This is a genomic window from Streptomyces sp. NPDC006208 (genome assembly GCF_040613775.1).
GTDB lineage: Bacteria > Actinomycetota > Actinomycetes > Streptomycetales > Streptomycetaceae > Streptomyces.
The window spans coordinates 89,951-108,636 of sequence record NZ_JBEXSW010000018.1 but is presented as its reverse complement, the minus strand read 5'-3'; the positions used below and the strand labels follow the sequence as shown (position 1 = coordinate 108,636).

Below are 18,686 nucleotides of genomic sequence, written 5' to 3'. Positions count from 1 at the left end.
GCCCGGCCGCGTCGGTGACGCGGCCGGGCAATGGCGTTCAGACCGGCGTTCAGTCGCCGATCAGCGCGTCGACAAAGGCCTCCGCCTCGAAAGGCGCCAGGTCGTCCGGGCCCTCGCCGAGTCCGACGAGCTTCACCGGAACGCCCAGCTCCCGCTGGACCGCGATGACGATGCCGCCCTTGGCGGTGCCGTCCAGCTTGGTCAGCACGATGCCGGTGATGTCCACGACCTCGGCGAACACCCGGGCCTGCACCAGACCGTTCTGACCGGTCGTGGCGTCCAGGACCAGCAGGATCTCGTCCAGCGGGCCGTGCTTCTCCACGACGCGCTTGACCTTGCCGAGCTCGTCCATCAGGCCCGTCTTGGTGTGCAGCCGGCCGGCGGTGTCGATGAGCACGACATCGGCGCCCTCGGCGATGCCTTCCTTGACCGCGTCGAACGCGATGGAGGCAGGGTCGCCCCCCTCGGGGCCGCGTACGGTACGGGCGCCCACCCGCTCACCCCAGGTCTGGAGCTGGTCGGCGGCGGCGGCACGGAAGGTGTCGGCAGCGCCGAGCACCACGGAGCGGCCGTCCGCGACCAGGACGCGGGCCAGCTTGCCGGTCGTGGTGGTCTTGCCGGTGCCGTTCACGCCGACGACCATGACCACGCCAGGAGTGTCGACTCCGCTCTCGGTCCTGACGGAGCGGTCGAAGTCGGTGCCGAGCAGCGTGAGCAGCTCTTCGCGCAGCAGGGTGCGCAGCTCCACCGGGGTACGGGTGCCGAGGACCTTCACGCGCTCGCGCAGCCGCTCGACGAGCTCCTGGGTCGGCGCGACACCGACGTCGGCGGTGAGCAGCGTGTCCTCGATCTCCTCCCACGTCTCCTCGTCGAGGTGCTCGCGGGACAGGAGCGTGAGCAGCCCCTTGCCGAGTGAGCTCTGCGAGCGGGCGAGCCGGGCGCGCAGCCGGACCAGCCGTCCGGCGGTCGGCTCCGGGATCTCGATCTCGGGGGCGAGGGGCTCGGCGACGACCGGGTCCTCGAGGGCGACCGGGGCTTCGACCGCCTCTTCGGCGGTCGGGAGGTCGACCTCCTCGATGGTGCGGCGGGGTTCGTCGCGCGGTGTCTCCGCCTCGTCACCGACGTGCGGTTCGGCGGGCGGAGCAGTGATGGTCGGCGTGCTCGACGGCGGCCGGGGCGGCAGCTGCTTCTTCTTGCGGCTGCTGACCACGAGCCCGCTGATGGCGCCGACCGCGACCAGGGCGATGACTACAGCAAGGATGACGATTTCCATAACGCGTCCAGTATGCGTGACCCCTCGCCGCACGCCCGGTTCCCCGAGGCGGGACGCGCAACCGCCGCGGTTCCGGGTCCGGAACCCTGCCGATCTGACGCTACGTCAGCTACTGTCCCTCCTTGCCATGTCCACACCCGGCGGAGGGGGACGTTCCCATGGCATTCACCGTTGTCCGCTTCAACCTCGTCGACCCCGGCGCCACGGCCGAGACGCTGGCGGCTCGCTACCGGTCGGCGCTGGAGATGGCGGCGTACGCCGACGAACGCGGCGTCGACACCGTCCAGACCGAGGAGCACCACGGAGCCGCCGACAACTGGCTCCCTTCCCCCTTCGTCTTCGCGGGGGCCGTGCTCGGCGCGACGCGCCGTATCGCGGTGACCGTATCGGCGATCATCGGGCCGCTCTACGATCCGCTGCGGCTGGCCGAGGACATCGCCGTACTCGATCTGATCGGCAAGGGCCGGCTGGTCACCGTCGCAGGTATCGGCTACCGGCCGGAGGAGTACGAACAGCTGGGCGTGGAATGGGGGCGGCGCGGCGCGCTCCAGGACGAGCTGATCCACACGCTGCTGGCGGCCTGGACCGGTGAGCCGTTCACGTACCGCGGGCGCACCGTGCGCGTCACTCCCCGCCCGTACACGCAGCCGCATCCGATGCTGCTGGTCGGCGGCTCCTCCCGGGCCGCCGCCCGCCGCGCTGCCCGGTTCGGGCTGCCGTTCTTCCCGAGCGCGCACCTGCCGGAGCTGGAGGCGTACTACAACGAGCAGCGCGCCGCGTACGGAACCGAGGGCTTTTGCATGATGCCCGCCGAGCGGACCCCGCTGCTGCATGTCGCCGAGGACCCGGACCGGGCCTGGGCGCTGTACGGCGAGCACTTCCTGCACGAGGCGCGGACGTATGCCTCCTGGCAGTCCAAGGACATCCGGTCCGCCGTGCGCTCCAAGGCGAGCACGGTCGAGGAGCTGCGGCGCGAGGGTGTGTACCGGATCGTCACGCCGGGCGAGTGCACGGAGCTCGGAGCGCGGGGCGGGAGTCTGGTCCTGCACCCCTTGTGCGGAGGGATGCCGGTGGACGAGGGCCGGCGCAGCCTGGAGCTGCTGTGCGAGACGGTGCTGCCCCGGCTCACGCGCTGAGCCGGGGCAGCGTCCGTGGCGAGGGTGGCGGGGATCAGCCCATCTCCTCCAGCGCCTTGCCCTTCGTCTCCGGCACCCACTTGAGGATGAAGGGGATCGAGAGCAGGGCGAAGGCTGCGTAGATCACGTACGCGCCCGACAGGTTCCAGTCGGACAGGGGCGGGAACGTCACGGTGATCAGCCAGTTGGCGATCCACTGGGCCGAGGCGGCGACACCCAGCGCGGCGGCGCGGATCTTGCCCGGGAACATCTCGCCGAGCAGCACCCACACCACGACGCCCCAGGAGAGGGCGAAGAAGAGCACGAAGAAGTTGGCGGCGAAGAGCGCCACCGTGCCCTGGAGGTCAGGCAGTGAGATGTCCTTGCCGGTGCCGGTCTTGTACGAGAACGCCCAGGCGGCCAGGCCGAGCGAGATCGTCATGCCGATGGAACCGATGAGCGCGAGCGGCTTGCGGCCGAGCCGGTCGACGAGCAGCATCGCGATCACCGTACCGACGATGTTCACGATGGACGTCTCGAAGGAGTAGAGGAACGAGCTCTCCGGATCGATACCGACCGACTGCCACAGCGAGGAGCTGTAGTAGAAGATCACGTTGATGCCGACGAGCTGCTGGAAGACGGAGAGGCCGATGCCGATCCAGACGATCGGCAGGAAGAGGAACTTTCCGCCGAGCAGGTCGTTGAACGACGGCTTCCGCTCGTGCCGCATGTTCTGCTCGATCTCGGCGACCCTGGTGTCCAGGTTCACCGTCTTGCCCTCGACCTCGCGCAGCACCTTGCGGGCCTCCTGCGTGCGGCCGATGGAGACCAGGTAGCGGGGCGACTCCGGGATGAAGAAGGAGAGCAGTCCGTAGAGCAGAGCCGGTACAACCATGATGCCGAGCATCCACTGCCAGGCCTCGAACCCGCCGATCTCACCGCGCTGCTCACCGTCCGCGAGGTTGAGGACGCCGAAGTTGACCAGCTGTGAGACGGCGATGCCGATGACGATGGCAGCCTGCTGGAACGAGGCGAGGCGGCCGCGGTACGCCGACGGGGACACCTCGGCGATGTAGGCCGGGGCGATGACCGAGGCCATGCCGATGGCGACGCCGCCGATCACACGCCACATGGCGAGGTCCCACAGGGCGGTCGGCAGCGCGGAGCCGAGCGCGCTGGCGATGAACAGCACGGAGGCGATCTGCATGACGCGGATCCGGCCGATGCGGTCGGCGATCCGGCCGGCGGTCGCCGCGCCGATGGCACAGCCGATCAGCGCGGCGGCGATGACCTGGGCCAGGAGCTCGGAACCGACATCGAAGCGATCGCGGATCGCGACGACGGCGCCGTTGATCACCGCACTGTCGTAGCCGAAGAGGAAGCCACCCATCGCGGCCGCTGCCGCGAGGAAGACGACCCGGCTGAGATGCTCCGGCCTGGCCTTACGGCCTTCGGGCGCCTGCGCTGCACCTGTCACATGCACTCCTGGGGCCGCCCGGCGGCGACGCCGGGCGTGGGGGGTCAGCCCCTCCAGTGGCGCACAACTTCAGGCAGCCCACCACTTGAAGACACAAGCAATGCCGCAGAGGCCATGTCTTCATATGTCGAAGCTCCGAGCCGAAAAGGGGTGCTACCGCAGGCGCTGGCTGATCACCTTGGAGACGCCGTCTCCCTGCATGGACACGCCGTACAGGGCGTCCGCGACCTCCATGGTCCGCTTCTGGTGCGTGATCACGATCAGCTGTGAGCTCTCCTGCAGCTCCTGCATGATGCGGATCAGCCGCTGGAGGTTGGTGTCGTCGAGTGCGGCCTCGACCTCGTCCATCACGTAGAACGGGCTCGGCCGGGCCTTGAAGATCGACACCAGCATGGCCACGGCGGTCAGCGAACGCTCGCCGCCGGAGAGCAGCGAGAGCCTCTTGACCTTCTTGCCGGGCGGCCGGGCCTCGACATCCACGCCTGTGGTGAGCATGTTGTCGGGATCGGTCAGGACGAGCCGGCCCTCGCCGCCGGGGAAGAGCCGGGAGAAGACCCCTTCGAACTCCCGGGCGGTGTCCCGGTACGCCTCGGTGAAGACCTGCTCGACGCGCTCGTCGACCTCCTTGACGACCTGCAGCAGATCGGCCCGGGTCTTCTTCAGATCTTCAAGCTGCTCGGAGAGGAACTTGTGCCGTTCCTCCAGCGCGGAGAACTCCTCCAGCGCCAGCGGATTCACCTTTCCGAGCTGCTGATAGGCCCGTTCGGCGGCCTTGAGGCGCTTCTCCTGCTCCCCGCGCACGAAGGGCCGCGGCAGGTTCCGCGGATGCTCCGGGTCCTCGGGCAGTTCCTCGCCCTCGGCGGGCGGCGACGGCGGCACCAGCTGGTCGGGGCCGTACTCCGAGACCAGCCCGGCCGGCTCCACACCAAGCTCCTCCAGGGCCCTGGTCTCCAGCTGCTCGATCCTCAGCCGCTTCTCCGCGCCGAGCACCTCGCCGCGGTGGACCGAGTCGGTCAGCTTGTCGAGCTCGCTCTTCACGTCGCGCCCCCGGTTGCGGGCGGCGGTCAGCTCCTGCTCCCGCTCCGCCTTGGCGGCCTCGGCCTCGACGCGCTCCGCCTCGGCCCGTACGAGCGACACCTCGACGTGCGCCAGCAGCTGGCGGGCACCGCCGGCCACCGCGGCGGCGACCTCGGCCTCGTGACGCAGCCGGGCCCGGCGCTGATCGGCGCGCGCCCGGGCCTCGCGCTCGGCCCGCGCTCCCCGGTCCAGCGCGTCGGCTCGGCCCGCGAGCCCCTTTACGCGCTCCTCGTGCGTACGCACCTGGAGGCGGGCCTCCATCTCGGTCTGGCGCGCGTTGGCGCCGTCGGCGGCGAGCCGGTCCCGTGTGTAGGTGTCGGGCTCGTCCTCGACAGGGGCCTCCTCGGCCACAAGAAGCCGTTCGGCCAGCTCCTCGGCCTCCTCGCGGGCCCGCTCCAATGCTTCCTGGGCCCGGGCCGCGGCCGCCGTGGTCCGCTCGGCCTCACCGGCGGCGCCGCGCGCCTGCCCGGCGAGCCGTCCCAACTGCCCGGAGACCGCGGACTTCTCCCGGTCGGCAGCTCTGCGCCGCTCCCCCAGTTCCTCCACGAGCGCGGCGCAGGCGCCGCGGCGCGCCACGGCCTGCTGCTGTGCGGCGGTCAGCTCCTCGCACTGCAGGGCCAGCTCCTCCAGCTCGGCGGCTGCCTCGTCGACGGACGCCTGCACTTCGAGCAGACTGGGCGCCCCGGCGGAGCCGCCGTGTGCAAAGTGGGCGCCGAGCACGTCGCCTTCGGCGGTGACGGCGGTCAGCTCGGGGTGCGCGTACACAAAGTCCTCGGCGTCCTCGAGCGTCCCGACGACGACGATGCCGCGCAGCAGACGCCGCACCGCGGGCATGAGCTCATCGGGCCCGCGGACGAGGTCGGCGACGTGCGGGGCGTGGTCCCAGGCCCGCCCGACCGCCGGTGCCACGCCGGCCGGGTCGCACCTGTCCGGGCCCGGCGCGCGAAGGTCGTCGCCCGTGACGGCTGCGGCTGCGCCGCGTGCGTCGTCCCACCGCTCGGCCGGTTCACGGCTGTCGCCCGCACCAGCCGCGCCACCGCCGACGCCGTGGTTGCCCGAGCGGACCACGGCCGGGTGAGTGTCGTTCTCCGGCGCCCCGTCGAGCGGTGCCCCAGGCCCGCCCGTCGGCCGTGTACCCGTCATCCCCTCGGCATCGCCGGGCGCGTGACCTCCGCCGCTGTGCGATCCGTGGCGGACGCCGATGCTGTCGGTGCCCGCGCCACCGGTCAGGTGGTCACCGGCGGACGGAGCAGGTTCCGCCGCGCCCGCCAGCAGCATCGCCGCACGCCCCCCGTCCTGCTTGCGCAGCAGGCGGATCGCTTCTGCGGCCGTGGCGGGGTTGGCGACTGCCACCGCGTCCGCCGCCACGCCCAGGGCCGCTGCCACCGCGATCTCGAAGCCGGGGGTCACGGTGAGCAGCTGGGCGGCCGGGCCGAGGAGGCCGCCGAGGCGGTCCTTCGCGCCGAGCAGAGTCCCGGTGCCGTCCTTGCGGCGCAGGCCGAGCGCGAGCGCCTCGCGCCGGGCGGCCACCGCGGCGCGCTTGCGTTCCGCGCCGGTCAGCGCCTCCCGGGCGGCGCCGAGCGCCGCCTCCGCCGCGGCCAGTTCCCGCTTGGCCGCGTCGTGCTGCTCGGCCAGCGCCGAGTCGTCCGCGTCGAGGCCGTCGACCTCGGCCTTCAGCTGCTCGTACTCCTCCTGCGCCGCGACGGCCCGCTCCTGCGCCTCGTCCCGCGCGGCGGCCAGCCGGTCGATCTCGGCCTGTGCCGATGCCGCACGCGAGCGGGCGGCGTTGACCTGGCCGCCGAGCCGGGCCAGTCCTTCGCGCCGGTCGGCGATCGCCCGGGCGACATCCTTGAGCCTGCGTTCCTCGACCGCGAGTTCGCGCTCCAGTTCGGCGCGGTGGGCGACGGTGTCCTCCAGTGCGTGCTGCGCCGCCTCCATCGCGGCCTCCAGCTCCGCCTCCTGCTCGCGGATGCGGGCGGCCTCGCGCTCCATGTCCTCCGGGTCACGCCCCCGCCGCTCCTCCGCCGGCTGAGCTGTCGCGCTCTTGACCCGGGCGTCGGCGAGCGAGGTCGTACCGCGCACCCGCTCGGCCAGCTGCGAGAGTTCGTACCAGCTCTGCTGGGCCCGCTGGAGCCTCGGCGCGAGCCTGCGTACCTCGTCCTCCAGATCCGCCTCACGCGTCAGCGCCGACTTGAGCTCGGCCTCGGCGGCTTCCTTGCGTTCCTTGAGCGCGGCTTCGTCGGCGACCTCCGTACGCAGCGCTTCCCGCATGCGTACGAGATCGTCGGCGAGAAGCCGGAGCCGGGCGTCGCGCAGATCGGCCTGGATGACGGCGGCCCGCCGGGCGACCGCCGCCTGGCGTCCCAGCGGCTTGAGCTGGCGGCGCAGTTCGTCGGTCAGGTCCTGTACGCGGGCGAGGTTGGCCTGCATCGCGTCCAGCTTCCGCAGCGCCTTCTCCTTGCGCTTGCGGTGCTTGAGTACGCCGGCCGCCTCCTCGATGAAGGCCCTGCGCCCCATCGGGTCGGCGTGCAGGACGGAGTCGAGCTGGCCCTGTCCGACGATGACGTGCATCTCCCGGCCGATACCGGAGTCGGACAGCAGTTCCTGGATGTCGAGCAGTCGGCAGGTGTCGCCATTGATCTGGTACTCGCTGCCGCCGTTGCGGAACATGATCCGCGTGATGGTGACCTCGGCGTACTCGATGGGCAGCGCACCGTCGGAGTTGTCGATGGTCAGGGAGACCTCGGCGCGACCGAGCGGCGGCCGCCCGGTCGTCCCGGCGAAGATGACGTCCTCCATCTTTCCGCCGCGCAGGGACTTGGCTCCCTGTTCACCCATGACCCAGGAGAGCGCGTCCACCACATTGGACTTGCCCGACCCGTTGGGGCCCACCACGCAGGTGATACCCGGCTCGAAGCGCAGGGTGGTGGCGGAGGCGAACGACTTGAAGCCGCGCAGGGTCATGGCCTTGAGGTGCACGCCGCCGGACTCTACCTTTCACTCGCGGTTTCACCCATGAAGGTGCAGGGCACATCAGACGTTAAAGAAAGCACCGCAGGGGGGCGAGGCATCGGTCGGGGCGGGGCACCAGCCCGGAAAGAAAGAAGGGACGCCTAGGCGTCCCTTGCATATCTTGCTTCGAAGAACTCCAGCGGACGCCGTGCTCAGGTGAGCGCGGGCTCCGCCTGGGGTACGTCGATGTCGATGCCGTCAAGCAGCGACTCTCCAGGGTGCTGAGCGACGGCAGCGTTCAGCGCGTCGTTCTCGGACTGAATCCGTACCAGCTCGGATTCGAGGTCCTGGACGCGCTGCTGGAGCCGTCGCATCTCGGCGAGGAGTCGCGGATCGGAACCGCCGACGTAACCGAGAAGCGCCTTTGCCATGATGGATGGTCCTCCACACTGAGTGACCGACCGAATCGGTGTGGGTCGTGAGGGATTCGCACCCGCGGTGCTCGGCAGTGCTTGTTACTGCTTGATATTGCTGCGGTTCTTACTGCCAAACAGCTAAGGTGCGCGGGGCTTCCAGAGTCTCACCAAAAAGTTTGACGGTCAACACGATCACACCCCGTATCGGCGGGCAACCCGGGGGCATACAGCCGCTGAAACCGCGGCGGAGCCTGACCTGCGGGGCCCTGGGGGCATGGAGATCATCCTTAGGGCGCAGCCTGGCACGAGTAGCCGCTTCTTGGCAACCACCAGCCTCTTTCTCCTGCCGACAGGGTGCTCACGGCATGCTCCCCGGACGTCCGCCCGCACGCGTGGGACGCCGTGCCGACGGGTACGCCGGGGCCGTCTCAGCGGATGGCGAAGCCGTCGTAACCACCGCGGGGCGTGTCCCAGATCTCAGTGACTCCGTCGACCCGGCCGGGCGTGTCGTCGGAACGGAGCCATTCGAGCAAAAGGTGGCAATTGTCACGTGGCCCCTCGGCGACCACCTGAACGCGACCGTCATCGAGGTTGAGGGCGAAGCCGGAGAGGCCGCCGATCTCCAAGGCATTTGCCCTGGTGAACCAGCGAAAGCCCACTCCCTGTACTCGGCCGCGTACCCAGGCGGTGAGCCGCGCATGATCGTTCATGGGGTGCACGGTAACGGGCCGGTAGCTCACCGGTCACGTCGCCTTTGGGCGTATTCGCGTACAGTCGCCATCCAATGACCCTCACTCGAACGGGTGAGTCTCGTGGACCGGACCGCCGATGGCGGGAGCGTCCGAAACCAGGAAGGCAGAGCAGATGGGACGCCATCGACGGAAGAGGGGTCTGCCCGTCCGCACCGGGCTGCTCGGCGCCTCCGCAGCCATGGCGGTCGGCGCGGTGGCAGTGACCGCCGGCATTCTGCCGGGCGGCGACAAGGACACCGCGGTTCCCGCAGGCCAGTCCGCTTCGCAGGTGCGTACGCAGGGAGTCCCGCACCTTCAGACGCAGGGCGACGCAAGCGACGAGCCGACAGCGGGCACATCCGGCACCTCGGGTAGCGCGACCTCCCCGCGCAAGCCCTCGGCGGACCCCAAGGCCCCGTCGAAGGCACCGTCCAAGCCTGCTTCGAAGACCCCGTCCTCCAAGCCGGCCGAGCCGAACAGGGCCGCCAAGCCGTCGGCGGCGCCCTCGAAGGCCGCCGAGAGGCCCGAGAAGAAGAAGCCGCGCACCGCCCCGGCCCCGGAGCGGTCGAGCGCGCCCAGCCGCCCGGCACCCGAGCGGTCGAACCCGGTCGCCGAGACCCCGTCGAGCGCCGAGACCTCCGCCGAGGCGGGCGTGCTGAAGCTGGTGAACGACGAACGCGCCAAGGTCGGCTGCAGCCCGGTCAAGGCCGACCCCACCCTGGGCAAGCTGGCCGACGCGTACAGCCGGGACATGGCGAACCGTGGATTCTTCGACCACACCAACCCTGAGGGTGCGACCCCCTGGGACCGCGCGGGCAAGGCGGGTGTGACCAACCTCGGCGGCGAGAACATCGCGCGTGGGCAGGCCGATCCGGCCGCCGTGATGGACGCCTGGATGAACAGCGAGGGTCACCGCCAGAACATCCTCAACTGCGACTACAAGACGCTCGGTGTCGGTGTGTTCATCGCCGACGGCGGCCCGTGGTGGACGCAGGACTTCGGCTTCTAGCAGTCGGTTCGTCACGTCAAGGGCCCAGGTCACCCCATGGTGACCTGGGCCCTTGGCGTGTCTGCGGCCGTTACGCGGCGACGGCGCTCCGGCCGGCGATGAACACCCGGGCCGTCTCGGCGACGCGGCGGCCGAGGTGCTCGGCCGTCGCGATGTCCGCCTTGTGCACGCCCTCCGGGCCCTCGTCCGCATTGGTCTGGGCGGCGGCGCCGGCGAAGAAGCCGAGGCGGTTGAGGTCGTTCTCGGAGCCCTCCGTGGTGTTCCAGCCCGGGGCCAGGCCCAGGGGCACCCAGATCATGTTGTGCTGCGAAGCGAGCGTCTGGAAGTACTGCAGGGTGTGCAGCTTGTCGCCGCTCTTGGAGCCGGAGTTGGTGAATCCGGCGGCCAGCTTGTTGTGCCAGGACTTGGTGAACCAGCGCTTCGATGTCTCCTCGGCGAACTGGTGGAAGGCGCCGGACGCGGTGCCCATGTATGTGGGCGAGCCGAAGACGATGACGTCGGAGCCGTCCAGCAGCTCCCATTCGGCGTCACTGATCTCGTCCACCTTGACCAGGTGGACCCGTGCGCCGGCGTCGGCAGCGCCGACGCGGACGGCTTCGGCGATCACGGCGGTGTGCCCGAAGCCGGAGTGGTAGGCGATCGAGACGACAGGTGTGGTCATTGCAGGGGTCTCCTCATCAGCAGCACTGGCCTTCAGCAATGAAGAAAGGAAAGCACTAACTTTCAGTTAGCGCAAACCCTTGGTTAGCGCTGTGCGTGAGTATCCTGGCAGCCATGGACAACGACCTCGCGTTCGACGTGTTCTCCCGGCAGTGCCCCTCGCGCACCACGCTGGAGCATGTGACGGGGCGCTGGGGCAGTCTGACGATCGGGGCGCTGCACGAGGGATCGATGCGCTTCAACGAGCTGCGGCGACGCGTCGACGGCGTGAGCGAGAAGATGCTCTCCCAGACGCTCCACGCGCTGGAACGGGACGGCCTGGTGCACCGGGAGGCCCAGCCGACGAATCCACCGCGGGTGGACTACGAACTCACGGGCCTCGGCCGGGCCGTTGCCGAGCGGCTGCTGGGGCTGATCCACCTGGTGGAGGGCCGGATGCCCGAAGTGCTGGCCGCTCGCGAGCACTACGACACCGAGCGTGAGGGCCCAGCGGGTCAGGACACGGCAGGGAGTCAGGACACGGTGCGCGGGGCCCGCTGACAGCGCGGGCAGAAATAGCTGGAGCGGTTCATCCAGGGCCGGCGGCGCATGGGTGTACCGCAGCGGCGGCAGGGCTGGTCTTCGCGTCCATAGGCGTCCAACGACCGCTCGAAATAACCCGATTCGCCGTTGACGTTCACATACAGACTGTCAAAGCTGGTGCCACCGACGGCGAGTGCGGCGGTCATCACCTCCCGTACATGGCCGAGCAGTTCGGCCGAGCGGGGGCGGGTCAGCGTCGCGGTGGGCCGCTCGTAGTGGAGTCTGGCCCGCCACAGCGCCTCGTCCGCGTAGATGTTGCCGACACCGCTGATCAGTGACTGGTCGAGCAGCGCGCGCTTGATCGTCGTACGCCGGGACCGCAGCGCGGTGTGGAAGGCCGCATCGTCGAAGAGCGGGTCCAGCGGATCGCGGGCGATGTGCGCGATGACGTCGGGCAGCCCGCCGGGAGCGTTCTCATGCAGGGACAGACCACCGAAAGTGCGCTGGTCGACGAAGCGGAGCTCGGTGCCGAGAACGTCGTCGAAGCGGACCCGGATCCGCAGATGCTTCTCGTCCTGGGCGTCTTCGGCCTGTATGAGCAGCTGACCGGACATACCGAGGTGGGCGAGGACGGACGTGTCGGTCTCCGCCACGGGCAGCCACAGATACTTTCCGCGCCGGCTCGCGTCGCCGACGATGCGGCCCTTCAGCCGCGCCGCGAAGTCCTCACCGCCCGCGAGATGCCGTCGCACCGCGCGGGGGTGCAGCACCTCGACCTCGGCGATCGTCCGCCCGCTGACCCAGCGCTGCAGGCCACGGCGTACGACTTCGACCTCGGGCAGCTCGGGCACGGGCTCTCCTGTGTCAGTCTCCGACGACGCTCGCAGCGTACCGCTCCCACAACGCCCCGAGGTCCCTCGCCAGGGGCGAGGGACCTCGGGGGAAAACAGCCTCACATGCGGGTCAGGCGGATGCCCGGTCCACAGGTGCAGGATCCGAAGGTGCAGGATCCGAAGGGCTTTCGGCGGCCCCTTCGTCCAGCGCGGCACCCGCTTCGGCCGCGGCCTTGGCCGCCGCCGCACGCTCGTCCGCGTCGGAACGGATCTCCCGCCACGCGGACTCCGCCGCCTGCTGCTCCGCTTCCTTCTTGCTGCGGCCGGTGCCGGTGCCGTACGAGACACCACCGACGCGGGCGGCAGCAGTGAAGGTCTTCTCGTGGTCCGGGCCGGTCTCGGTGACGAGATACTCCGGGACTCCGAGCCCCTCGGCAGCCGTGAGCTCCTGGAGACTGGTCTTCCAGTCCAGGCCGGCTCCGAGGTTCGAGGACTTCTCGATGAGCGGGTCGAAGAGCCGGTGAACCAGCTCGGACGCCGCTTCGAGGCCCTGGTCGAGATAGACCGCGCCGATCACTGCTTCGAGTGTGTCGGCGAGGATGGACGCCTTGTCCCGGCCGCCCGTGCCCTCTTCGCCCCGGCCGAGCCGGATGAACGAACCGAGTTCCAGGCCGCGACCGACCTCCGCCAGCGCACGAGAGTTGACCACCGCGGCCCGCAGCTTGGCCAGTTGGCCTTCGGGCAGGTCGGGGTGGGTGCGGTACAGCGTGTCGGTGACCACCAGGCCCAGCACCGAGTCCCCGAGGAACTCCAGCCGCTCGTTGGTGGGCAGCCCGCCGTTCTCGTACGCGTACGAACGATGCGTCAGCGCGCGCACCAGAAGGGCGGACTCGAGGTGGTACCCGAGCCGCCCTTCCAGAAGGGTGTGGGACGAGGCCGCGTTGGCTGTGTTCACTGCGTCTGCCTGCTTCTTGGCATTGGACAGCTCAGACATCGTGCCTCTCACCAGCCGCTCAGACCTCGAGAACCTGGCGCTTGTTGTAGGTGCCGCAGCTCGGGCACGCGATGTGCTGCTGCTTCGGCTCCTGGCAACGCTCACACGAAACCAGGGTGGGGACCGCAGCCTTCCACTGCGACCGGCGGTGGCGCGTGTTGCTGCGCGACATCTTCCGCTTCGGAACAGCCACGGCTACTTCTCCTGCTTCTCGTCGACGCCCGCTTCGGCGCCGCCCATGTTGTCCTTCTCGCCGTCCTGAACGGTCTCGGCGAGTCCCTGCAGTGCCGCCCAACGGATGTCGACGGCGTCGTGGTGGTGGCCCGGGTTCTCGTTCAGGTTGATCCCGCAGTCGGAACACAGACCTGCACAGTCCTCCTGGCACACCGGCTGCATCGGCAGTGCGAGCACCACCGCATCACGCAGCACGGGTTCGAGGTCGAACAGGCCGTCCTCGAGAAAGAGCGTGTCCTCGTCCTCGGCGTCGACCGTGTCCTTGTCGGGGGTCGCAGCACGGCTGCGGCCCCGGTCGTCGGCGTCGGGGTAGGTGAACAGCTCCTGGAAGTCCGCGGCGACCTCATGGCGCAGCGGCTCCAGACACCTTACGCAATCCCCCTCGGCCGCTGCACGGGCGGTGCCTGTGACAAGCACCCCTTCCATGACCGACTCGAGGCGGAGGTCCAGCTCCATCGGAGCGCCTTCCGGCACCCCGATGACCCCGTCGATGCCGAAGTCCTTCGGAGCGTCGGCCGTGCGGGACAGCCGCTGGAGCGCACCAGGACGCCGGCCCAGCTCGTGCGTGTCGAACACGAGGGGGTTGCGGTGGTCGAGGCGCGTGCTCAGGGCTCTTCCTGCTTTCGGTTCGTGGGGAGGGCCGTCCCGATTCGCGGTGCGAAGCGGACAGCCGGGATCGCAAAACTACGCGCGACCGAAGAGCCAGGATACTGGAACGGCCGCCATAGACCCAATCCGGGCCTCTCAGCGCCCTTGCTCGTACCGGTGCAGCTGGTCCAGGTCGATCATGCCGGTGTCGAAAAGGCTTGTCTCGTCGAGGGCGGCGCCCTGCTGGACCGGAATCTGGTGCTGCTGATGCTGCGGCTGCTGTCCCCCGTAGCCCGCGTGTGCACCGGCCCCGGCGGCGTACGGGTCCGGCTGGGCGTACTGCTGCTGGTCGTAGCCCTGCTGCTGTCCTCCGTAGCCGGCGGCGTACGGGTCCGGCTGCTGGTAGCCCGCGTAGGCGTCCTGGTAGCCGTAGGTGCCGGACTGGGCGGGGACCTGGGGCTGGTAGCCGTACGGGTCCTGCTGCGGCGCGGCGGGCACCGCCTGCGGCTCGGGTTCGGCGAGCTCTGCGAGGCCCGCCAGGTAGTCGGCGTCGCTCGTGTGCTGGTGCGGCCCGGCGGCGTCCTGGGCGGCCATGTGCGCGCCGAGGTCGTCCGTGGCGATCCGGCCGTGCAGCTTCTGCCGACCGCGGCCCACGGCGTCGAGCGTCTTGGACAGCACGGCCTCGAAGGCGCCCAGCTTGGTGTCGACGTACTGGTCCGCGCGCTGCTTGAGGGTCTCCGGGTCGGCGCTGTACTCGGGGGCGTCGTCGTCCTCGGTCTCGCCGTAGGCGAGATCGGCGGACGGGCCTCGGCCGAGCAGCTTCTCGCGCCCCCTGTCGACCGACCCGATGGTCTTGGTGAGGACGACCTCGAAGTTGGCCAGCTTCGAGTCGACGTAGTCGTCCGCCTCGGCCCGGATCTCGTCGGCCTCGCGGCGCGCCTCGGCGAGGATGCGGTCCGCCTCGTCCTGGGACTGGCGGGCGACCTGGGTGTCGGAGATCAGCGAGCCGCGCTCGGCGTGGGCGGACTGGATGATCCGCTCGGCCTCCTGGCGGGCCTGCTCGACCATCTGCTCCCGGCCGCCGATGAGCTCCTGGGCATGGGCCAGCGACCCGGGCAGCGCTTCGCGGACTTCTTCGAGCATGGCGAGCAGCTCGGCGCGGTTGACCACGCACGAGGCCGACATGGGCATGGACCGGGCGTTGCCGACCGTCTCGACGATCTCGTCCAGCTTCTTGTGCACGTCCACCGTGGTTCGCCACTCTCTACTGCTGTTGGGAGACGGACGGGACGACTGTACGGGCAGCGGGCGCCCTCCCGACACCGGATGACGGTCTGTCAGCTCAGCCCTTGGCGGCCAGTCGCTCGACCAGGGCCCGGTGGACGACCGGGGGCAGCAGGTGGGACACGTCGCCGCCCCAGGCGGCGACCTCCTTGACCAGGCTGGAGGAGAGGAAGCTGTAGGTGGGGTTGGTGGGGACGAACAGAGTCTCGACACCCGAGAGGCCGTTGTTCATCTGGGCCATCTGCAGCTCGTAGTCGAAGTCGCTGACCGCGCGCAGGCCCTTGACGATGGCAGGGATGTCACGGTCCTTGCAGAAGTCGACGAGCAGGCCGTGGTGGGACTCGACGATCACGTTCCCGTAATCGCCGGTGACCTCGCGGATCAGCTCGATCCGTTCCTCGACCGTGAACAACCCTTTCTTGGCCTGGTTGATCATCACCGCGACATGTACGACGTCGTACAGCTTGGAGGCGCGGGCAATGATGTCGAGGTGCCCATTGGTGATGGGGTCGAATGACCCCGGACAGACTGCGCGGCGCAACTGAAGTCCCTCGCTCTCCGGTCCGTTCATCGTGCGTCTTCGCACGTAGAGGCGGCGCGACCGTACCAAAGCGTCCCCTCGCCGTAGCGACGGGCCCGCAGTGGTTCGAAACCCTTGGGCCAGTTGAATTCTCCGCCTCTGGTGCTGCGTTCCACGGTGACGATCGCGTCGTCCGCGAGCCAGCCCTGCGTGCGGAGTGTGAGCAGAATCTCGCCAAGATCGTCGTCCGTGACGGCGTACGGAGGGTCCAGGAACACCACGTCGTACGGGGTCGACGGGGCAGGTCCCGCAACGATCTGTTCCGCTTTGCCGGTGCGGACCTCTGCCCCCGGCAGGCCCAGGGTGCGCACGTTCTCCCGGACGGTGCGCGCTGCGCGACTGTCCGCCTCGACGAGCAGCGCGTGGTCCGCGCCCCGGGACAGCGCCTCGAGTCCGACGGCGCCGGAGCCCGCGTAGAGGTCGGCGATGCGCACGCCCCGCAACGAGCCGAGCAGCGACTCCCAGCTGGAGAAGAGTCCTTCGCGGGCGCGGTCGGAGGTGGGGCGGGTGCCGTTGCCGGGCGGTACGGCCAGCCGGCGTCCGCCGGCCGCGCCGGCGATCACGCGGGTCATGGGTGTGTGTCCTCGTCGGGTCGTGGGGGTACGGCGGGTGCACCCCCACGATATGGCTTCGGGCACGGCAGGTCCCCGGACGGAGCGGCGCCCGGGTCCGGGCAGGGGCGCTCAGCCCTTCTCCAGGTACTGCTCCCGCTCCTTGTCCAGCAGCGCGTCCAGGGCGGTGCGCAGCTCGGGCAGCCCTGTCAGTTCCGGGTCGGCCGCGACGATCGCGACGGCCTCCTCCCGGGCTGCGGCGATCACGTCCTCGTCCTCGATCACGGCCAGGACACGCAGCGAGGAGCGCACGCCCGACTGGGCCTGGCCGAGCACATCGCCCTCGCGGCGCTGCTCGAGGTCGATACGGGAGAGCTCGAAGCCGTCGAGGGTGGCGGCGACGGCGCCGAGCCGGGCCCGGGCCGGGCTCGCCTCGGGCATCTCGGTGACCAGCAGGCACAGGCCGGGGGCGGAGCCGCGGCCGACGCGTCCGCGCAGCTGGTGCAGCTGTGAGACACCGAACCGGTCCGCGTCCATGATCACCATCGCGGTGGCGTTCGGTACGTTCACCCCGACCTCGATGACCGTGGTGGCGACGAGCACATCGGCCTCGCCGACGGCGAAGCGGCGCATCACGCCGTCCTTGTCGTCGGGGTGCATACGGCCGTGCAGCACCTCGACCCGCAGTCCCTTGAGCGGCCCCGCCATGAGCTTCTCGGCGACCTCCAGGACGGCCAGCGGCGGCCGCTTCTCCGCCTCGTCCTCCGCGGACTTCTTCTTCGGCTTCTCGTCCTCGTCGTCCCCGATCCGAGGGCAGACCACATACGCCTGGTGTCCGCCCTCGGCCTCCTCACGCACCCGGTCCCAGGCACGCACCAGAAAGTGCGGCTTGTCGGCTGCCGGAACCACATGTGTGGCGATGGGCGAGCGGCCGGCGGGCAGCTGGTCCAGGACGGAGGTCTCCAGATCGCCGAAGACCGTCATCGCCACCGTGCGGGGGATGGGGGTGGCGGTCATGACCAGCAGATGCGGTGGCTGCTTGCCTTTCGAGCGCAGGGCGTCGCGCTGCTCCACTCCGAACCGGTGCTGCTCGTCGACGACGACCAGACCGAGGTCGTGGAACTGCACCTTGTCCTCGATCAGGGCGTGGGTGCCGATCACGATGCCCGCCTCGCCGGTCACCAGGTCCAGCAGCGCCTGGCGGCGCGCGGCCGCGCCCATGGAGCCGGTCAGGAGCACCACTTTGGTGCCCTGCTCGGAACCGCCGAGCATGCCGCCCTCCGCGAGCTCGCCCATCATCTCGGTGATGGAGCGGTGGTGCTGCTGCGCGAGGACCTCGGTGGGCGCGAGCATCGCGGCCTGGCCCCCGGCGTCCACGACGGCGAGCATCGCGCGCAGCGCGACCAGCGTCTTGCCGCTGCCGACCTCACCCTGGAGAAGCCGGTGCATCGGGTGCTCGGTCGCCAGGTCGTCGAAGATCTCCTTGCTGACCTGCTGCTGGCCTTCGGTGAGGGTGAAGGGCAGTTTGGTGTCGAAGGCGTCGAGCAGTCCGTCCGGTGCGGGTCTGCGGGCGACGGCGGGCAGCTGTGTGTCGGCGAACCGCCGCCGGGCGAGGGCGACCTGGAGGACGAAGGCCTCGTCCCACTTCAGACGCTGCCGGGCGTCCTCGATGTCCGCCTTGGACTGCGGGCGGTGGATCTTGAGCAGCGCCTCGGGGAGGGCGACGAATCCGCGGCCGTCGCGCAGGGCGGGCGGAAGCGGGTCAAGCGCTTCCTGGGCCTGGGGCAGGACCGCGTCGACCGCCTTGGCGATCTTCCAGGACTCCAGGCCCTTGCAGGCGGGGTAGATCGGGATGAGCTTTCCCGCGAAGGCGCTGACCGCGCCGTCGCCGCTGTCCGCGTCCAGCTTCTCGTACGTCGGGTGGGCGAGCTGGAGCTTGCGGTTGAACATGGAGACCTTGCCGGCGAACATCGCGCGGCTGCCGGGCGGCAGATCCTTGTGCGGCTTGTGGACACCGCGCCCGAAGAAGACGAGCTGGAGCCGGCCGCTGCCGTCCGTGATGGTGATTTCGAGGCGCTGGCCGCGGCCGCCGTTGAAGGTGTGCACGCGGGAGTCGGCGACCTGGGCGACCACGGTGACGTGTTCGTCGAGCGGCAGCTCGTCGAGCCGCGTCAGCTGCCCGCGCTCCTCGTACCGCCGGGGGTAGTGGTGGAGCAGATCGCCGACGGTATGCAGATCGAGGTTCTCGGCCATGACCTTCGCGGTCGCCGGACCGAGAGTCTTCTTGAGGGTCTCACTCAGCACAGCGCCTCCCGGCACACCCCTGCCCCGCAGCCTGCCGGGGGTCCGGGGGTCGCCCCCCGGGAAAACACAGCCAGGTCGAGGTGCTC

17 protein-coding genes are annotated in these 18,686 nt (G+C 70.1%); 3 read left to right on the top strand and 14 right to left on the bottom strand.

Annotated features, from left to right (window positions below; genetic code table 11):
- Positions 1-49: 49 nt before the first annotated feature.
- Complete coding sequence (gene ftsY, locus ABZ208_RS17085) at positions 50-1,273, bottom strand: signal recognition particle-docking protein FtsY (protein ID WP_356910267.1); 1,224 nt, start codon at positions 1,271-1,273, stop codon at positions 50-52.
- Positions 1,274-1,431: 158 nt separating this feature from the next.
- Between ftsY and ABZ208_RS17080 the strand changes: the two genes are divergently transcribed.
- Entirely contained in the window at positions 1,432-2,409 is a 978-nt protein-coding gene (locus tag ABZ208_RS17080) for an LLM class flavin-dependent oxidoreductase (protein WP_356910266.1), read from the top strand.
- A gap of 34 nt (positions 2,410-2,443) precedes the next feature.
- On the opposite strand, the gene ABZ208_RS17075 is transcribed toward ABZ208_RS17080, so the two are convergent.
- From ABZ208_RS17075 to ABZ208_RS17060, 4 genes are all read right to left on the bottom strand, one after another.
- Positions 2,444-3,865 (bottom strand): sugar porter family MFS transporter, encoded by a 1,422-nt coding sequence (locus tag ABZ208_RS17075; protein WP_356910265.1) that lies wholly within the window; start codon positions 3,863-3,865, stop codon positions 2,444-2,446.
- Positions 3,866-4,018: 153 nt separating this feature from the next.
- Positions 4,019-7,921 (bottom strand): AAA family ATPase, encoded by a 3,903-nt coding sequence (locus tag ABZ208_RS17070; RefSeq protein ID WP_356910264.1) that lies wholly within the window; start codon positions 7,919-7,921, stop codon positions 4,019-4,021.
- Positions 7,922-8,106: 185 nt separating this feature from the next.
- Entirely contained in the window at positions 8,107-8,325 is a 219-nt protein-coding gene (locus tag ABZ208_RS17065) for a hypothetical protein (protein WP_215097132.1), read from the bottom strand.
- A gap of 413 nt (positions 8,326-8,738) precedes the next feature.
- On the bottom strand, positions 8,739-9,020 hold the full coding sequence (locus ABZ208_RS17060; RefSeq protein ID WP_356910263.1) for an acylphosphatase: 282 nt from the start codon (positions 9,018-9,020) through the stop codon (positions 8,739-8,741).
- 154 nt (positions 9,021-9,174) lie between these two features.
- Here ABZ208_RS17060 and ABZ208_RS17055 point away from each other — a divergent pair, with 154 nt between their 5' ends.
- Positions 9,175-10,050 (top strand): CAP domain-containing protein, encoded by an 876-nt coding sequence (locus ABZ208_RS17055; RefSeq protein ID WP_356910262.1) that lies wholly within the window; start codon positions 9,175-9,177, stop codon positions 10,048-10,050.
- A gap of 70 nt (positions 10,051-10,120) precedes the next feature.
- On the opposite strand, the gene ABZ208_RS17050 is transcribed toward ABZ208_RS17055, so the two are convergent.
- Positions 10,121-10,711, bottom strand: coding sequence for a flavodoxin family protein (locus ABZ208_RS17050; protein ID WP_356910261.1), 591 nt, complete (start codon positions 10,709-10,711; stop codon positions 10,121-10,123).
- Positions 10,712-10,824: 113 nt separating this feature from the next.
- On the opposite strand from ABZ208_RS17050, the gene ABZ208_RS17045 reads away from it, so the two are divergent.
- Positions 10,825-11,250: a helix-turn-helix domain-containing protein gene (locus ABZ208_RS17045; protein WP_356910260.1), complete on the top strand. Its 426-nt coding sequence runs from the start codon at positions 10,825-10,827 to the stop codon at positions 11,248-11,250.
- On the opposite strand, the gene mutM is transcribed toward ABZ208_RS17045, so the two are convergent.
- The 8 genes from mutM to recG all read right to left on the bottom strand — a co-directional run bounded on the left by mutM (position 11,223) and on the right by recG (position 18,549).
- Positions 11,223-12,083, bottom strand: coding sequence for a bifunctional DNA-formamidopyrimidine glycosylase/DNA-(apurinic or apyrimidinic site) lyase (gene mutM / locus ABZ208_RS17040; RefSeq protein WP_356910259.1), 861 nt, complete (start codon positions 12,081-12,083; stop codon positions 11,223-11,225). The two genes, ABZ208_RS17045 and mutM, sit on opposite strands and share 28 nt — an antisense overlap.
- A 112-nt stretch (positions 12,084-12,195) precedes the next feature.
- Entirely contained in the window at positions 12,196-13,059 is an 864-nt protein-coding gene (gene rnc, locus ABZ208_RS17035) for a ribonuclease III (RefSeq protein WP_356910258.1), read from the bottom strand.
- Between the two features lie 19 nt (positions 13,060-13,078).
- The gene (gene rpmF, locus ABZ208_RS17030; RefSeq protein ID WP_026165248.1) at positions 13,079-13,252 is read right to left on the bottom strand and encodes a 50S ribosomal protein L32; all 174 of its coding nucleotides are present in this window, start codon (positions 13,250-13,252) and stop codon (positions 13,079-13,081) included.
- Positions 13,253-13,254: 2 nt separating this feature from the next.
- Entirely contained in the window at positions 13,255-13,902 is a 648-nt protein-coding gene (locus ABZ208_RS17025; RefSeq protein ID WP_356910305.1) for a DUF177 domain-containing protein, read from the bottom strand.
- A 135-nt stretch (positions 13,903-14,037) separates the two neighbouring features.
- The gene (locus ABZ208_RS17020; protein WP_356910257.1) at positions 14,038-15,129 is read right to left on the bottom strand and encodes a cell division initiation protein; all 1,092 of its coding nucleotides are present in this window, start codon (positions 15,127-15,129) and stop codon (positions 14,038-14,040) included.
- Between the two features lie 94 nt (positions 15,130-15,223).
- A complete protein-coding gene (coaD, locus tag ABZ208_RS17015; RefSeq protein ID WP_356910304.1) occupies positions 15,224-15,706 on the bottom strand; it encodes a pantetheine-phosphate adenylyltransferase in 483 nt (160 codons plus the stop codon).
- A gap of 26 nt (positions 15,707-15,732) precedes the next feature.
- On the bottom strand, positions 15,733-16,317 hold the full coding sequence (gene rsmD / locus ABZ208_RS17010) for a 16S rRNA (guanine(966)-N(2))-methyltransferase RsmD (RefSeq protein ID WP_356910256.1): 585 nt from the start codon (positions 16,315-16,317) through the stop codon (positions 15,733-15,735).
- A 111-nt stretch (positions 16,318-16,428) separates the two neighbouring features.
- Positions 16,429-18,549 carry an ATP-dependent DNA helicase RecG gene (gene recG / locus ABZ208_RS17005; RefSeq protein WP_356910303.1) on the bottom strand — a complete coding sequence of 707 codons (2,121 nt, stop codon included), beginning with the start codon at positions 18,547-18,549 and terminating at the stop codon, positions 16,429-16,431.
- Positions 18,550-18,686: the final 137 nt, after the last annotated feature.

Excerpts from the sequence above, each read along its gene's own strand:
- ftsY (WP_356910267.1), bottom strand. The coding sequence starts at position 1,273 with ATGGAAATCGTCATCCTTGCTGTAGTCATCGCCCTGGTCGCGGTCGGC.
- ABZ208_RS17080 (WP_356910266.1), top strand. The coding sequence starts at position 1,432 with ATGGCATTCACCGTTGTCCGCTTCAACCTCGTCGACCCCGGCGCCACG.
- ABZ208_RS17065 (WP_215097132.1), bottom strand. The coding sequence starts at position 8,325 with ATGGCAAAGGCGCTTCTCGGTTACGTCGGCGGTTCCGATCCGCGACTC.
- ABZ208_RS17060 (WP_356910263.1), bottom strand. The coding sequence starts at position 9,020 with ATGAACGATCATGCGCGGCTCACCGCCTGGGTACGCGGCCGAGTACAG.
- ABZ208_RS17055 (WP_356910262.1), top strand. The coding sequence starts at position 9,175 with ATGGGACGCCATCGACGGAAGAGGGGTCTGCCCGTCCGCACCGGGCTG.
- ABZ208_RS17050 (WP_356910261.1), bottom strand. The coding sequence starts at position 10,711 with ATGACCACACCTGTCGTCTCGATCGCCTACCACTCCGGCTTCGGGCAC.
- ABZ208_RS17045 (WP_356910260.1), top strand. The coding sequence starts at position 10,825 with ATGGACAACGACCTCGCGTTCGACGTGTTCTCCCGGCAGTGCCCCTCG.
- rnc (WP_356910258.1), bottom strand. The coding sequence starts at position 13,059 with ATGTCTGAGCTGTCCAATGCCAAGAAGCAGGCAGACGCAGTGAACACA.
- rsmD (WP_356910256.1), bottom strand. The coding sequence starts at position 16,317 with ATGACCCGCGTGATCGCCGGCGCGGCCGGCGGACGCCGGCTGGCCGTA.
- recG (WP_356910303.1), bottom strand. The coding sequence starts at position 18,549 with ATGGCCGAGAACCTCGATCTGCATACCGTCGGCGATCTGCTCCACCAC.